The sequence below is a fragment of the Pseudonocardia sp. ICBG162 genome (assembly GCF_020496225.1).
GTDB lineage: Bacteria > Actinomycetota > Actinomycetes > Mycobacteriales > Pseudonocardiaceae > Pseudonocardia > Pseudonocardia alni.
The window spans coordinates 1,187,126-1,202,037 of sequence record NZ_JAHLJD010000031.1 but is presented as its reverse complement, the minus strand read 5'-3'; the positions used below and the strand labels follow the sequence as shown (position 1 = coordinate 1,202,037).

Annotated in this window: 13 protein-coding genes; 5 read left to right on the top strand and 8 right to left on the bottom strand. The window is 75.5% G+C overall.

Features of this window, described 5'->3' with window-relative positions; all coding sequences use genetic code 11:
- Positions 1-33: 33 nt before the first annotated feature.
- Positions 34-822: an MBL fold metallo-hydrolase gene (locus KPL60_RS30590; RefSeq protein ID WP_226354322.1), complete on the bottom strand. Its 789-nt coding sequence runs from the start codon at positions 820-822 to the stop codon at positions 34-36.
- Positions 819-1,625, bottom strand: a complete 807-nt coding sequence (locus KPL60_RS30585; protein ID WP_226367961.1) for an NUDIX hydrolase — start codon at positions 1,623-1,625, stop codon at positions 819-821. Before KPL60_RS30585 ends, KPL60_RS30590 begins: the two co-directional genes overlap by 4 nt.
- A gap of 52 nt (positions 1,626-1,677) precedes the next feature.
- Here KPL60_RS30585 and KPL60_RS30580 point away from each other — a divergent pair, with 52 nt between their 5' ends.
- Entirely contained in the window at positions 1,678-2,571 is an 894-nt protein-coding gene (locus KPL60_RS30580; protein ID WP_226367960.1) for a Gfo/Idh/MocA family protein, read from the top strand.
- Positions 2,572-2,603: 32 nt separating this feature from the next.
- Here the strand turns inward: KPL60_RS30580 and KPL60_RS30575 are convergent, their stop codons facing one another.
- From KPL60_RS30575 to KPL60_RS30560, 4 genes are read right to left on the bottom strand one after another with little or no spacing between them, the layout of a single operon-like run.
- Positions 2,604-5,846 carry a hypothetical protein gene (locus KPL60_RS30575; protein WP_226367959.1) on the bottom strand — a complete coding sequence of 1,081 codons (3,243 nt, stop codon included), beginning with the start codon at positions 5,844-5,846 and terminating at the stop codon, positions 2,604-2,606.
- Positions 5,847-5,870: 24 nt separating this feature from the next.
- The gene (locus KPL60_RS30570) at positions 5,871-6,434 is read right to left on the bottom strand and encodes a hypothetical protein (RefSeq protein WP_226367958.1); all 564 of its coding nucleotides are present in this window, start codon (positions 6,432-6,434) and stop codon (positions 5,871-5,873) included.
- 1 nt (position 6,435) lies between these two features.
- Positions 6,436-6,894, bottom strand: a complete 459-nt coding sequence (locus tag KPL60_RS30565; RefSeq protein ID WP_073576022.1) for a RidA family protein — start codon at positions 6,892-6,894, stop codon at positions 6,436-6,438.
- Positions 6,891-7,061 (bottom strand): DUF4177 domain-containing protein, encoded by a 171-nt coding sequence (locus tag KPL60_RS30560; protein ID WP_139282840.1) that lies wholly within the window; start codon positions 7,059-7,061, stop codon positions 6,891-6,893. The genes KPL60_RS30565 and KPL60_RS30560 overlap by 4 nt, the downstream gene beginning before the upstream one ends.
- A 165-nt stretch (positions 7,062-7,226) precedes the next feature.
- Here KPL60_RS30560 and KPL60_RS30555 point away from each other — a divergent pair, with 165 nt between their 5' ends.
- From KPL60_RS30555 to KPL60_RS30545, 3 genes are all read left to right on the top strand, one after another.
- Positions 7,227-8,279, top strand: a complete 1,053-nt coding sequence (locus KPL60_RS30555; protein ID WP_226367957.1) for an ArsA-related P-loop ATPase — start codon at positions 7,227-7,229, stop codon at positions 8,277-8,279.
- Entirely contained in the window at positions 8,276-9,415 is a 1,140-nt protein-coding gene (locus KPL60_RS30550) for an ArsA family ATPase (protein WP_226354316.1), read from the top strand. The genes KPL60_RS30555 and KPL60_RS30550 overlap by 4 nt, the downstream gene beginning before the upstream one ends.
- Positions 9,416-9,573: 158 nt before the next feature.
- Positions 9,574-11,271: a DUF5635 domain-containing protein gene (locus tag KPL60_RS30545; protein WP_226367956.1), complete on the top strand. Its 1,698-nt coding sequence runs from the start codon at positions 9,574-9,576 to the stop codon at positions 11,269-11,271.
- On the opposite strand, the gene KPL60_RS30540 is transcribed toward KPL60_RS30545, so the two are convergent.
- Positions 11,272-11,949 (bottom strand): class I SAM-dependent methyltransferase, encoded by a 678-nt coding sequence (locus KPL60_RS30540; RefSeq protein WP_226367955.1) that lies wholly within the window; start codon positions 11,947-11,949, stop codon positions 11,272-11,274.
- Positions 11,950-11,967: 18 nt separating this feature from the next.
- On the bottom strand, positions 11,968-12,330 hold the full coding sequence (locus tag KPL60_RS30535; RefSeq protein ID WP_178375656.1) for a WhiB family transcriptional regulator: 363 nt from the start codon (positions 12,328-12,330) through the stop codon (positions 11,968-11,970).
- 153 nt (positions 12,331-12,483) lie between these two features.
- Between KPL60_RS30535 and KPL60_RS30530 the strand changes: the two genes are divergently transcribed.
- On the top strand, positions 12,484-14,877 hold the full coding sequence (locus KPL60_RS30530; protein ID WP_226367954.1) for a penicillin-binding protein: 2,394 nt from the start codon (positions 12,484-12,486) through the stop codon (positions 14,875-14,877).
- Positions 14,878-14,912 lie beyond the last annotated feature (35 nt).

Sequence of the window (14,912 nt, the reverse complement as noted above, 5' to 3'; positions counted from 1 at the left end):
GTCGTGTCGGTTCAACGCCCCGCGCGGGCCCGTTCATCCACGCAGGTGATCCAGCTGTGCGCGCACGGACAGCTCGGCGGCGTCCCAGAGCGAGGTGTCGACGTCGGCGTAGACGACCTCGACGACGTCGCGTGCGGAGGCGTCGGGCCCCAGCCGCTCCAGCGCGGCCCGCACCTGCTCCAGCCGCTGCTCGCGGTGGGCGAGGTAGTGCCGCGCGGTCTCGGCGGCGTCCGGGAGCTCCGGACCGTGCCCGGGGAGGACCGGGGTGCCCGCGGGCAGCTCCGCGATCCGGCGCAGCGAGTCCAGGTAGGGCCCGAGGGTGCCGTCGGGGTGGGCGATGACGGTGGTGCCGCGGCCGAGCACGGTGTCGCCGGAGAGCAGCGCGACGCCGTCGGAGCCGGGGCCGCGCAGCAGCAGCGACACCGAGTCCGAGGTGTGGCCGGGGGTGGTCAGCACCTCCAGCTCGACCCCGCCACCGGCGACGACGGCGCCGTCGACCAGCGGGGTGGTCCCCGACGCCAGCGACGGGTCCGCGGCGAACACGGGCGCCCCGGTCAGCTCGACGAACCGGCCGATCCCGCCGGCGTGGTCGTGGTGGCGGTGGGTCAGGACGACCGCGGCCACCGGCGGGCCGTCGGCCAGCGCCTCCAGGTGCGTGCCGTCGTCCTCACCCGGGTCGACGACGATCCGGTCGTGTGCGTCCGACGCCGCGAGCACCCAGGTGTTGGTGCCCTCCAGGGTCATCGGGCCGGGGTTGTCCTGCAGCAGCACCGATGCCAGCGGGTGCGCGGCGCGCAGGGTGCCGTAGAGCGGGTGGCTCACCGGGTCGTCTCCTCGTAGATCCAGTCGGGGTCGCCGGGCAGCGTGATCGTGACGATCCGTCCCTCGCGCCGCACCTCGGGGGTGATCGGCTCGATGTCCCGCGCTGCGGCGGCGGCCAGCACCTCGCCCGCGCTGTCGTGCCGGTGCAGCTCCTGCAGGGTCCGCAGGGTGGGGGGCATCAGCTTGAGGTCGCCGTCGTCGTAGCCGGACAGGGCCTCGGCCGGGCTCCACCAGCGCGCCTCGACGGCCTCGGTGGTGGCGTCGTCGGCGACCTGGCCGTCCGGCACACGGGCGACGAGGAACGCGGTGTCGTAGCGCTTCGGGTTGCGCGGCGGGGTGATCCAGCGGGCCCACGGGACCAGCAGGTCCGCGCGCAGCTCCAGGTCGTGCGCCGCGAGCAGCTCCGGCAGCGTGGTCCGGTGGGCGACGAGGTCGTCCCGCCAGGCCGCGGCGGTGTCCAGCGGGCCGGGCTCGGTGCCGGCGGGGGCGGCGAGCAGCACGCCGCACTCCTCGAACGTCTCGCGGACGGCGGCGGTCACCAGCGCGGCGGCCAGGTCCGCGGGCTGGGCCAGCCGGGCGCCGAACCGCTCCGGCTCCGGGCCGCGCCAGCGGGCGGGGTCCGGCTCGTCACCGGCGGAGACCCCGCCGCCGGGGAACACGGTCATGCCGCCGGCGAACGCCATCCCGGCCACCCGCCGCTGCAGGAAGACCTGTAGGTCACCGGTGCCCGGCTCGTCGCGGACCAGCAGGACGGTCGCGGCGGCCCTCGGCTCGACCGGCTGCGCCGCCGGATCATCGCTCATGGCCGCCGACCCTAGGTCATGATCGGGGCCGGTCGGCGGTGAGAATGCCCGCATGCGTATCGGACTGCTCGGCGCCGGACCGTGGGCGCACCAGGTGCACGCCCCCGCCATCGCGGCGCATCCCCGCTGGTCGGCGGCCGGGGTGTGGGCGCGACGGCCGGAGGCGGCCGCCGGGATCGCCGCGGTCTCCGGTGGTCCGGTGCACGCCTCGGTCGAGGACCTGCTCGACGCGTGCGACGCCGTCGCGTTCGCCGTGCCGCCCGCCGTGCAGGCCGAGCTGCTGGAGCGGGTGGTGGCCGCCGGGAAGCACGTCGTGCTGGAGAAGCCGCTGGCCGCGGACCTGCCCGCCGCGGAACGGGCCGCCGCCGCGGTCGCGGCCTCGGGCGTCCGGTCGGCGACGATGCTGACCCTGCGGTTCGACCCGGCGATCCGGTCGTGGCTCGACGCGGTCCCGGCCGGCGCCGGCGGTCCCGGGACGACCGTGACCGCCCGCTGGCTGTCCGGGGCGCTGCTCGGCGGGCCGTTCGCGGCGTCGTCGTGGCGGGCCGAGCACGGGGCGCTGCTCGACGTCGGCCCGCACGTCGTGGACCTGCTCGACGCGGCGCTGGGCCCGGTCGTCGACGTCGACCACGCCCACCGCGACGAGCCCGACCTGTGGCGGATCGGCCTCGTCCACGACGGCGGCGCCCGCAGCTCGGTGGTGCTGTCGCTGCGCGTCCCGGTGGACCCGACCGAGTTCGAGGTGGCGCTGGTCGGCGGGCTCGGGGAGGACGGCCGCGGCCGGTACGTGCTCGACCGTCGCCCGGCCGACGCGGTCGCCTGCTTCGGCGCGCTGCTCGACGACCTCGCCGACGCGATCGGCTCCGGCGCCGACCTCCCGGTGGACGCGGCACGGGCGCTGCACCTGCAGCGGGTGATCGACCGCATCGTGCGCGCGGTCGGCTGATCCCCCGCACCGGCCGCCGGGCCCGGCCGGGCTCAGCCCCGGTCGGTGCGGGCGGTGCCGTTGCGCGGGGTCGGCTCGCCGCCGTTCTCGCGGGCCGCGAGCTCCTCGTGCAGGCGCTGCAGCAGGTCCTGTTCGGTGGGGGTGAGCCGGTCGGCCAGGCCCCCGGCGGGGCGGGGTCGCGGCCGCGGCCTCGGCGCGGGGTCGTCCGCGGGCCCCGTCGTGGGGTCCTCCGCCGGACCCGGTGCGGGGTGCTCCGCCGACGGTGCGGGGTGCTCCGTTGCGGGTGCGACGACGTCGGCCGGTTCCGTGGGGTCCTCCACGGTGCCGTCCCACTCGGTGCTGTCCCGCTCCGTGCTGTCCCGCTCGGTGGCGTCCCACTCGTCCGGCTCGTCGTCGGTGAGCAGGAGGTGCCGGGGGCGGCGCTCCCCGTCGGCCGGGGCCGGGGGTGCCGGGGCGCGCAGGATCGGGACGCCCGGGGACGGGGTGGGTACCTCGTCGGCGGGGTCGGCCCCGTCGGCCGGGGGCGGGAAGCCGGTCGTCCCGGTTCCGGCCGGTCCGGTGGCCGCGGGGCGGTGGAGTCCGGCCCGGGCGTGCGGAGCCGGTCCGGCGTGGGCCGGGGCGTCCTCCGGGGCCGGTGCGGCTCCGTCCGCCCCGGTCCCGGCGGGGGACGTGCCGACGTGGGTCCGGTCGGCCCCGGGCCCCGGGTGTGCCGGCCCGGAGGTGGGGCGGGCCGGGTCGTCGCCGGTGGGCACGTGGTGGGCGGGATGCGCGGGGCCGTCGCGGCGGTCGTCGTCGACGGTCACGGTGGCGGTCGCGGCGGGGACGACGTGCGGCGTGCCCGGGGCGGTCTCCTCGACGTCGCTCCGGTCGGTCCGCGCCGCGGTCTCCGGCGGCGGGATCTCCCCGGCCCAGGCACCGGAGGCCCAGTCCGCGAGCCAGGACGCCTCGTCGGGTCCCGGTGCCGCGGGCGGTCCGACGGGCGGACGCCCGACGACCGGACCGGGCCCGCCGCCCGCGGGCGCACGACCCTCCCCGGCCCGCCTGCGGAGCGGCACGCCGAGGTCGCGCGGGGCCGCCCGGGGGCCGGTCGGGGCCGGGTCCGCGGGGACGACCGGCGGAACGGACGCGGCCGGGGACACCGCGGCCGCGGGCGGTGACGAGGCGGCCGGGTGTGCCGGGATCCCGGGAGGTGCGGGGGCGACCGGTGGTGGGGGCGGTCCGTCGGAGGGGGCCGACGGACGCCCGGACGGCGGCGCGGCGGGCCCGACCGGACGCCCCGCCACCGGCCCGCGGCCCGCGGGCGTGGGGTGCGCGCCGTTCGCGTCGGGGTGGTGGCCGTTGCCGGCGGGACCGGAGTCGGCGACGAACCGGTGTCGGGGGACCTCGCCGACCCCGTTCGGCGGGGTCGGGTCCGGGCTGTCGCCCTCCGGGGGAGAGTCGAACCAGTCGCCCGCGGAGGCCTCCCGCAGCGCCCGGATCGGCGGCGACGGCCGCGGTGCCGGATGCGCCGTGTCCTCCCCCTCGGCGGGTGCCGCGACGCGTCGGGCCGCGGGGCCGCGGGACCCGGCCGGGCCGGGACCGGCTCCGTCGGGCGTGCCGGTCCCCGGGACCGGAGCGGCCCCGTCGGACGTGTCGGTGCCCGGACCGGACGTGGCCGGGTCGGAGGCGGCCGTCCCCGGACCGCGAGTGGTCGGGTCGGAGGTGCCGGCCCCCGGGGCGGGAGTGGTCCGGTCGGGGGTGCCGGTGCCCGGACCAGGAGTCGCCCGGTCGGGGGTGCCGGTCTCCGGGGTGGGAGTGGCCGGATCGGCAGTGCCGGTCCTCGGGCCGGGAGCGGCCTCGTCGGAGATGCCGGTCTCCGGGGCCGATCCGGTCGGCTCGGATGCGCTCGCCGGGGAGCCGGTCCCGGTGGTGTCCACGCCCGGGGCGTGGCCGGTCCCGCTGGAGGAGGCCTCCGCGGCCGGATCCGGACCCTCCCCGGAGGGGGACGTCTCCTGATCCGGGGCCGGACGTACCCCGCTGTGGGGCCGGTCGGCGTCGGAGGCCGTACGTCGTCCGACACGGACCCCGTCCGGTCCCGGGATCGGGTCCGCCCCGGTGTGCGGCGGGCCCGCTTCCGGAGCCGGGTCCGGCCCGGTGCCGGACGTGGCTGCGTCCGGGGCCCGGTCCGGCCGGGCGTCGGGTCCGGCCGCTCCCGGCGACGGGGCTGCCGCGGCGGACATCTCCGTCGTCGACTCCGGGTCGGCCCGGCCGGGCCGGTCCTCCGGTTCCGGGGTCTCCGTGGCGGGTCTCCCGGTGAGCGGCGCCGGGCGGTCGACGCGCACCGGTGCGGGCGGTGGGTCCGAGGCGGGGATGTCCGTGTCGACCGAGGAGCCGATGGAGAAGTCGCCGGGGGAGCTGTCGGTGCGGTGCCCGCCCGGTGCGTCCTCGACGGCGTCGGGGCCGGGGGCGGCCGGGCTCCCGTCCCGACCGGGCCGCGGGGTCGGGGGGATCGCCGAGGACAGGACTCCGACCCGGTCGGAGGGCCGGTCGTCGGGAACCCGGTGGGACCGCGGGCCGGAGGTGTCGACCTCCGCCGCCCCGTCGCTGTCCCTGGGGTCGACCAGGGGGGACCGGGACGAGTCGGGGGTGGGCCGTGGTGCGTCGCCGGGGAGGGACGCCGACACGTCCTCCCGGGCCGGAGCGGCGGCGGCGTCGGAGACCGGTGCGGCGGGGAGCGGACGCGCGACCTGCCGGGCGGCGCGGTGGTAGCCGGGGTCCGGGCCGTCGTCGCCGACCTCGACCGACACGACCAGTCCGGCCCGGGCCAGCGCCGACTGGGCCTGGTAGGTCAGGACCTCGGGTGCGCCGTGCGGCCCGGTGCGGGCCAGCAGCACCGGCTGCGGCAGCGGGCCGGGGGCGGCGCCGGCGGGCGTCGTGCGCCAGGCCAGCGTCCAGCCCGACTCCGGGACCGGGACGCCGGCGAGCGCGGCCGCGACCGCCTCCGCGGCACCGGGCGGGCCGTCGCCGTCGAACCGGTGCGGACCGGCGGCGACGTCCGCGGCGGGCGGCAGGCAGGCGTCGGCGTCGGGCTGCACCCGGCGGGCCGCGGCCTCGGCGACCAGCTCGGAGCGCACCGCGTGCGGCAGCACCGCCCGTCCCGCGACGAGCTCGGCGACCAGCAGCTCCAGCGCGTGCCCCTCCTCGCCGACGGCGACGAGCTCGCGTCCGGTGGCGAGCAGGTCGTCGTCCACCCGGCCGGCCAGTTCCCGCAGCAGGCGGTACGTGGGGTCGGACATGGGGGCCTCCTTCGCGGTCCCGCGTCAGCCGGTGGCGACCGGCTCGCGGCTCCACAACGACGCCGCCGCGGTGCACGCGGCCTCGTGGTACTCGGTCGGGGCGTCGCCGGTGAGGGCCTCGACGCGCGGGACGCGGTCACCGTGGACGCGCAGCAGACGCGCGACCGCGGCGGCGAGCAGGTGCGGCCGCTGCGCGTCACGCACGAGCAGTACGCGGGCGCCGTCCTCCCGTACGGCCAGCAGCAGCGCGGACGCCTCGTCGCGCACGACCGACAGCGCCGACCACGCGGCCAGGTCCGGCTCGCCCGCCGTGAACGCGGGCGGAGCGGGCGGGGTGCCGGGCAGCACCGCCTCGACCAGGCGCCGCGACGGCGCGTCCGGCCCGACGACCTCGGCGAGCAGCGCGCGCTCGTGCCCGGTCAGCCCGATCCGGTGCCGCAGCAGCGTGCGCGGAAGGACCGCGCCCAGCGCCGCGGTGTCCCCGGCGGCCAGCCAGTCGCGCAGCCGCCAGAGCAGCTCGTCGGGGAACCGGCCGGCGAGCCGCAGCAGCAGCTCGTGACCGGCCGGGACCCCGGCGAGCCGATCCATGTCAGCCGCCGACCTCGACCGTCAGCTCCACCTCGACCGGCACGTCCAGCGGCAGCACCGCGACGCCGACGGCCGACCGGGCGTGTGCCCCGGCCTCGCCGAACACCTCACCGAGCAGGTCCGACGCACCGTTGATCACACCGGGCTGGCCGGAGAACGACGGGTCCGACGCGACGAACCCGACGACCTTCACGACGCCGGTGACGCTGTCGAGGCCGACCAGCCCGTCGATCGCGGCGAGCGCGTTCAGCGTGCAGATCCGGGCCAGGTCGTACGCCTGCTCGGCGGTGACCGTGGCGCCGACCTTGCCGGTCGCGGCGACCTTCCCGTCCACGAACGGGACCTGCCCGGCGGTGAACACGAGGTTCCCGCTGCGCCGGGCCGGGATGTAGGCACCGGCCGGTGCGGCCACCGCGGGCAGGGTCAGCCCCAGCTCCTTCAGCCGGGCGAGTGCGCTCACTGCTGCACCGGCCGCTTGAAGAACGCCACCAGCTGCTCGGCGTTCGCGCCGCTCGTCACCGTGACCAGTTCCCAGCCGTCCTGGCCGAAGTTGTCCAGGATCGCCTTGGTGTTGTGGATCAGCAGGGGGGCGGTCAGGTATTCCCACTTCACGACCGGGGAGCTCATGGGCGGGACTGTAACCCGGGCACCCGACACCGAACCGCCGTGGCGCGACGGATGGCCGTCCCCCTGCGACGGACGCCCACCGCCGGAGCGCGGGACGCGCCTCGTCCGTTGTGGGACGCGCCTCGCCGACGGGCCGCTGTCGGTGGGCGCTCGTAGGCTGGATCCGTGACCACGACCGTCCGGCCCGAGCCCGGAACCCGCCCCGACCCGTGGCCCGACGCGCTCTCCCGCGCGCGGTTCCACGTGGTGTCCGGCAAGGGGGGCACCGGCAAGACCACCGTGGCCGCCGCCCTCGCGCTGGCCCTCGCCGGTGGCGGGAAGCGGGTGCTGCTCGTCGAGGTGGAGGGCCGCCAGGGCATCGCCCAGGTCTTCGACACCGCGCCGCTGCCCTACGAGGAGCGCCGGATCGCCGTCGCGCCCGGCGGGGGCGAGGTGCGGGCGCTGGCCGTCGACGCCGAGGCCGCCCTGCTGGAGTACTTCGAGATGTTCTACCGGCTGGGCGTGGCCGGGCGGACCCTGCGCCGGATGGGCGCGATCGAGTTCGCGACGACGCTCGCCCCCGGCCTGCGCGACGTGCTGCTCACCGGCAAGGCCAAGGAGTGCGTCACCCGCACGGAGGCCGACGGCCTCCCCGCCTACGACGCGGTGGTCCTCGACGCGCCGCCCACCGGCCGTCTCGTGTCGTTCCTCGACGTCACCAAGGCGATGGCCGACCTGGCCAAGGTCGGGCCCATCCACGGGCAGGCCAAGGGCGTCGAGGCGCTCATCCACTCCCCGCTCACCGCGGTGCACCTGGTCACCCTGCTGTCGGACCTGCCGGTCACCGAGACGCTCGACGCCGCCGCCGAGCTCGACGCCGCCGGGATCCCGCTGGGCTCGGTCGTCGTGAACCGGATGCGCGAGCAGTGGCTGCCCGACCGCTCGGTCACCGCCGCCGCGGGCGGGCGGGTCGACGCGACCCGGATCCGCAACGGACTGCAGAGCGCCGGGATCGAGCTGGCCCCCACCGAGATCGACGGCCTGGTCGCCGAGACCGTGGAGCACGCCGTCGCCGTCGAGGGGGAGACCGCCGCGCTGCGCCGCCTGGAGACCGAGCCGACCCCGCCGCTGCCGCGGCTCACGCTGCCCGCCCTGCTCGGCGGGGTGGACCTCGGCTCGCTCTACGAGCTCGCCGAGTCGATTACCGCGCAGGGTGTGCACCTGGAGGCCCGCCGATGACCGCCGACCTGGACGTGGACGCCCTGATCGACGACCCGGGCACCCGGGTCATCGTGTGCTGCGGCTCGGGCGGCGTCGGCAAGACGACCACCTCCGCGGCGCTCGCGGTGCGCGCCGCCGAGCGCGGGCGTCAGGTCGTCGTGCTCACCATCGACCCGGCGCGTCGCCTGGCCCAGGCCCTCGGGGTGAGCGAGCTGTCCAACGACCCGGCCCCGGTCGGGGCGGTCGACGGCGAACTCGCCGCGATGATGCTGGACATGCGTCGCACCTTCGACGAGATGGTGGAGTCGCACGCCCCGCCCGAGCGGGCGCAGAAGATCATCGAGAACCCCTTCTACCAGACGATCTCCTCCTCGTTCTCCGGGACGCAGGAGTACATGGCGATGGAGAAGCTGGGCCAGCTGGCCGGTGCCGGGACGTGGGACCTCGTCGTCGTCGACACGCCGCCGTCGCGCTCGGCGCTGGACTTCCTCGACGCCCCGCAGCGCATGTCCCGCTTCCTCGACGGCCGCATGATCCGGCTGCTCGCCGCGCCCGCCCGGGCCGGCGGCCGCGGGCTGCGCCGGATCGTCGAGGCCGGGTTCGGGCTGTTCGCCAAGGCCGTCGGGTCGATCATCGGCGGGCAGATGCTGCAGGACGCGTCGGCGTTCGTGCAGGCCTTCGACACCCTGTTCGGCGGGTTCGCCGAGCGGGCCGAGAAGACCTACGCGCTGCTGCGCTCGGAGGGGACGGCGTTCCTCGTCGTCGCCGCGCCGGAGCCGGACGCGCTGCGCGAGGCGGCCTACTTCACCGAGCGGCTGTCGTCGGAGGACATGCCGCTGGCCGGGCTCGTGCTGAACCGGACCCACCCGGTGCTCGCGCCGGTCTCCGCGGCGCGTGCGCGGGCCGCGGCCGAGCAGGTCGGTGGGCCGGGGTCGCAGATCGCGGCCGCGGTGCTGCGGCTGCACGCCGACCGCGTCGACCTGCACGAACGGGAAGAGCACCTGCTCACCCGGTTCTCCGCCGCGCACCCCGGGGTGTCGGTGACGCGGGTCCCCGCGCTGGCCGGCGACATCGCCGACCTCGACGGGCTGCGCCGGGTCGGTGCGCTGCTGGCCGGCGAGGCCGAGACCGGCGCCGCGGCGACGGCGGGCTGAGAAGAAAGGGCAAGCATCCGACGCCACGGCCAGACTGCTTGTACTTTAGAGTCTCGCTAAAGACGAAGCCTAGAGGTCGGTGGCGTCGGATGCTCCCCTTTCACCCGGAGTCGGATCTCGTTCAGGATCGGGCGCGACTCCGATCGACGGTGCGAGCCGTGCTGGACAAGCTCTCCTCGGGTCGGCTTCCCGACGATGTGGAGCGTCAGCAGGTCGACCTCAAGGAGGAGGCCGGTCGACGGGGGCGCGGCGGTGTCCTGCTGCCGGGGCAGGAACGGAACACGGCAGCGGCCGAGCATCTTGCCGACGAGGTCGCCTGCTTCGCCAACACGGCCGGAGGCGGCGCGCTCCTCCTCGGGGTGGAGAACAAGTCCGGCGAGCTGCTCGGAACGGCCCTCGACGCGGAGTGGCTCCGGCACGCCATCTACACGCGTGTCGACATCGCGCCGGCTGTGGAAGTCGAGGTCGTCGATGGTGTGCGGCTGCTCGTTCTCTACGTCGCGGGTGCCGACGAACCGGTTGAGGACACCAGCGGTCGATTGCGCTGGCGGGTCGGCCCGCACTGCGCGCCGGTCGATCGCGCCGAATGGTGGCTGCACCGCCAGGACCGCCGGGGATTCGACAGCATGGCGGTCGCCACGACCCGGAGTCTGGTCGACGTCGGTCCGGGTGCCGTCCTCGCCGTGCGGCGGTACCTCGACCGGGGCGGTCACGCCGATCTGGCCGCGGAACCGACTCCCGATCTCCTGCGCCGGCTCGGAGTGCTGAGGCCTGACGATCGTCTGACACAGGCGGGCGCGCTCCTGCTCTGCCCGTCCGACCGCACCTATCTGTCGGTGTCCGTTCTGGAGGTCGAAGGAGGAGATGTCCTCCTCAGCCCTCCCGACCTCTCCGGGCTCAGCGTCATCGAGCAGCTGGCCCGGGTCGAGGAGCGATTGGAGGCGGTCAACACGGAGATCACGTTGCGGTCGGGGTTCGCCCGTCCCAGCGTGCGACGCCTACCGATGGACGCCATCCGCGAGGCTGTCGTGAACGGACTGGTCCACCGGGACTGGCTGGCACCACAGCCGGTGACGATCACTTGGGTCCAGGCCGATTCGGCCCTGCAAGTCATCAGCCCTGGCGGCTTCACCGGTGGAGTGACGGCTCAGACCGTCCTGACCTCGCGGCATGCACGCCATCCTGCGCTCGCCGACGCGTTCCGCGCGCTCGACCTCGTCGAGAAGCAAGGTCTCGGCGTCGACCGCATGTATCGGGAGATGGTCGTACTCGGTCACCGTCCACCGCTCATCGTCGAGGAGCCCGGGCCGCAGATCCGGCTTCGCCTGGTCGGCGGGCATCCGGTCATCCCGGTCATGGCGTTGACCGGCCGGATCGATCCGACGGTTCGACGCCGCGACGTGCGGGTCGCGCTCGTAGTCGACCACCTGCTGCGACACTCGCTCGCGACCGCCTCCGGCATGGCACCGGTCCTGCAGCGGACCCCGGCAGAGGCGGAGGAGGCGCTGGAGACGGCCGCGGACTGTCGGGTGGACGGGACGCCACTCGTCGAGCGCTACAAGGACGTGTGGGTCCTGTCGCGCGGGGCCGTTGCGGTGGTCGAGCGCTCTGCGGAGGCGGATGAACTCCGTGCTCGAGGGATTCTGACCTACCGACGCCCGGATGACCCCGTGTCCGTGGCGGCCGAGTGGTTCGCCGAGCATGCCCGGATGACATCCGGGGACTACGCGTATCTCACTGGTCTGACCACCAACGGAGCGAGAGCCCAGCTCGAGCGCCTCGTGGCCGACGGTGTGCTCGTCCGCGGCGACGCACGAGGTAGGAACGCGCACTTCGTCCTGGCGTCCCACGCCTGATCAGGGCATCGAGAAGAAGATCATCGGGTTGCGTGAGGTCCCGCGGACGCCGGTGATCCCCAGCTCGGCCCGGACGGCGTCGAGCGCGCGCAGGTTCCGCGGCGCCGCCGCGCGCGAGGAGGTGAACCAGCCGGTGCCGCTGCGCTCCAGGTGCCGCAGCACCTCGGACCCCTCGGTGAACGGGCGCGCCCGGGGCAGGTGGAACACGTCGTGCACGCTGGTCGGGGTGCCCGTCGCGATCCGCCCGAACAGGTGCTCCAGGTACCAGCGGGCGAAGCGGCGTCCGTGGTCGGCGTCGACGAACAGGTAGCCCGTGTCGGCCGGGACCTTCTCGACGGTCTCGCGCAGGTCCCCGCGGTGGAACGTCCAGCGCCCGGTCGACAGCTCCTCGGGCACGGTGCCGCACACGTGGTCGACCAGGTCGAACGACTGCAGGTGACCGGACCCGTTGTCGCGCAGCGCGGACAGGATCCAGGTGGTGGACCAGCCGTAGTAGGTGCCGACCTCCACCACCTGCGACGGCCGGTGATGGCGCAGCAGCAGGTAGGTCAGCTCGGCCTCGACGTCGTCGAGCTGCGGGATGATCGTGCCGGCGGCGAGGAGCTCCCGCTGCCCGTCGATCACCGTGGCGAGGTCGTCGGCGTGCGTCCGGTAGAGGCCGGCCAGGAAGTCGAGCACGCGCCTGACGCTATCGGGTCAGGCGCTCCTGCTGCGTCCGGAGTAGTGGTCGGAGCGCGCGCGCCCGAGCAGCGCAGCCCAGTCGCGCACGTCCGGGCGCCGGCGCAGGAGCGCGCGGCGCTCCCGCTCGGTCATCCCGCCCCACACACCGAACTCGACCCGGTGGTCCAGGGCGTGCGCCAGGCACTCGGTGCGGACCGGGCAGGACAGGCAGAACTCGCGGGCCTCGCGCTGGTCGGCACCGGTGACGAACAGGTTCTCGGCGTCGGAGGTGCGGCAGCGTGCGGCCGAACGCCAGTTCCAGACCGCGGTGCAGGCGCGGACGACGACAGCGGGGCGCAGGCGGGGCCTGCCGGTGACGGGACGCAGGGTGTCGAGCATCGGTCGCCTCTCGGGCCGGGGCGGGCCCGGTGGCCCGCGACGTGATGCCTCGATCCTCGGACGCGGAGGGTGCCCGGGTCAGCGCGCAAAACTACGCAACCGGGGACACGAGCCTGACCGTGTCCTGACCTCCCGGCCCGTAGGCTTGCCCCTGTGAGGTTCCCCCGGCGTCTGCTCCGCCCGCTCGGCGTCCTCGCCGGCCTGTGCATCCTGCTCGGTGTGGTCACGGCGGGCATGGCCTTCCCGCTGGTCGGCGGCCTCGGCGTGCTGTCCAACGAGGCGGGTGACAGCGTCACGTCGAGCTCGGCGGACCTGGTCGGCACCCGCCCGCCGCTGACGACGACGCTCACCGACTCCGGCGGCCGCCCGATCGCCTACCTGTTCGACCAGAACCGCACCGAGGTCACGAACGACCAGATCTCGACCGCGATGAAGGGCGCGATGCTGGCGATCGAGGACCGCCGGTTCTACGAGCACGACGGCGTCGACTGGCAGGGCACGCTGCGCGCGGTCGTCGCGAACTCGGCGTCGGGCGACGTCGTCCAGGGTGCCTCGACGATCACCCAGCAGTACGTCAAGAACTACATGCTCTACGTCGACGCGACGAGCGAGGCCGAGCGGCTCAAGGCCACCGAGCAGACCCCGGCCCGCAAGCTCAAGGAGGCGCGGATCGCCCTGCAGCTGGAGCGCCAGCTGTCCAAGGACGAGATCCTCAACCGCTACCTCAACATCGTCTTCCTGGGCAACGGGTCCTACGGCGTCGCCGCCGGGGCGCGCACCTACTTCAACACCACGCCGGACAAGCTGACCGTCCCGCAGGCCGCGATGCTCGCCGGGATGGTCCGCTCGACCACCCAGTTCGACCCGGTGCAGAACCCGCAGACCGCGCTGCAGCGGCGCAACGTCGTCATCGACCAGATGCGCCAGCAGCAGATGATCGACGACGCCCAGGCGAAGCAGGCCATGGCCGCTCCGCTCGGCGTCGCGAACCCGCTGGTCCGCGTGCCGAACGGCTGCAACGGCGCCGGCGACATGGGCTTCTTCTGCAAGTACGTGACGCAGTACCTCACCGAGGCCGGCTTCACCGAGGAGCAGATCCAGCGCGGCGGTTACACCATCCGCACCACCCTGGACCGCCGCGCGATGGAGGAGGTCAAGCGCTCCCTCGACAAGGAGGTGCCGCCGGACACCCCCAACGTCGCGAACGTGATGTCGCTGGTCCAGCCCGGCCAGGACAAGCACCGCGTGATCGCGATGGGGTCGAGCCGCACGTTCGGCCTGAACGCCGACGCCGAGGAGACCAGCTACGGCCTGCCGTACCAGCCGGTCAACCTCGGTGCCGGGTCCACGTACAAGATCTTCACCGCGGCCACCGCGCTGGAGAAGGGCCTCGGCATCAACTACTCGATGCAGGTGCCGCCCTCGGGCTACGCCTCCCCGATCTACGTCGACGGCAGCGGCCGCCCCGTCCCGGTCGCGAACGCCGGCAACTACCCCGGCCGGATGAGCCTGACCGACGCGCTCGCGCAGTCGCCGAACACCGCGTTCATCAAGCTCGAGGAGTTCACCGGGGTGCCGGACGTGGTCGACATGGCCGTCCGCCTCGGCATGAAGTCCCTGGCCACGACGCCGTTCGTCGACCCGGGCACCGGCAAGCGCACCGACCGCTCGATCGCCGAGGTGATCAAGGACCAGCGGCTCGCGTCGTTCACGCTCGGCGTCACCCCGACGTCGGTGCTGGAGCTGGCCAACGTCGGCGCCACCCTGTTCTCCCAGGGCAAGTGGTGCCCGCCGACGCCGATCGACTCGATCACCGACGCCGAGGGCAAGCCCGTCCCGATCACCGAGGAGCCCTGCCAGCAGGCCGTCGAGCCCGCCCTGGCGAACACCCTCGTCACCGGCCTGAGCAAGGACGACGTCGCCGGCACCTCCGCCGCCGCGGCGGAGGCCGCCGGCTGGACCCGGCCGATGGCGGGCAAGACCGGGACGACCCAGCAGCACAAGTCGGCCGCGTTCATGGGCGCGATCCCGGAGATGGCCGGAGCGGTCATCACCTTCGACAACTCCAACCGTCCGCGACCCCTCTGCGACGGCGGCGGCGCCCCCTTCGCCTGCGGGAACGGCAACATCTTCGGCGGCAAGACCCCGGCCCGGACCTGGTACGGCGCGGTGACCCCGCTGGTGGCGAACACCCCGCCGACGCCGCTGCCCGCGACCGACCCGCGCTACCTCGACGGCGGCGCCGAGTCCCGCATCCCGGACGTCGTCGGCCGGTCGGCCCGCGCCGCCCGCGGCGAGCTGGAGGGGGCCGGCTGGCAGGTCACCACCCGCACCGTCGACAACAACGCCCCGGAGGGGACGGTCGTCGGGCAGGAGCCCCGCGGCGCCGCGCTCCCGGGCGAGCAGGTGACCCTGCAGGTCAGCAGCGGGTCGGTGCCGGCCCCGCCGCCGCCCCCGGGCACCCCGACGCCCGGCCCGGCCCCGGGGCAGGACGGCGGCCCGCCGGCGGACCGCCCGGACGGGAACCGGCCGCCCGACGGCGGGTGACGCTCCGTCCGGCCGGGTCACCCGGCCGGGCGGCA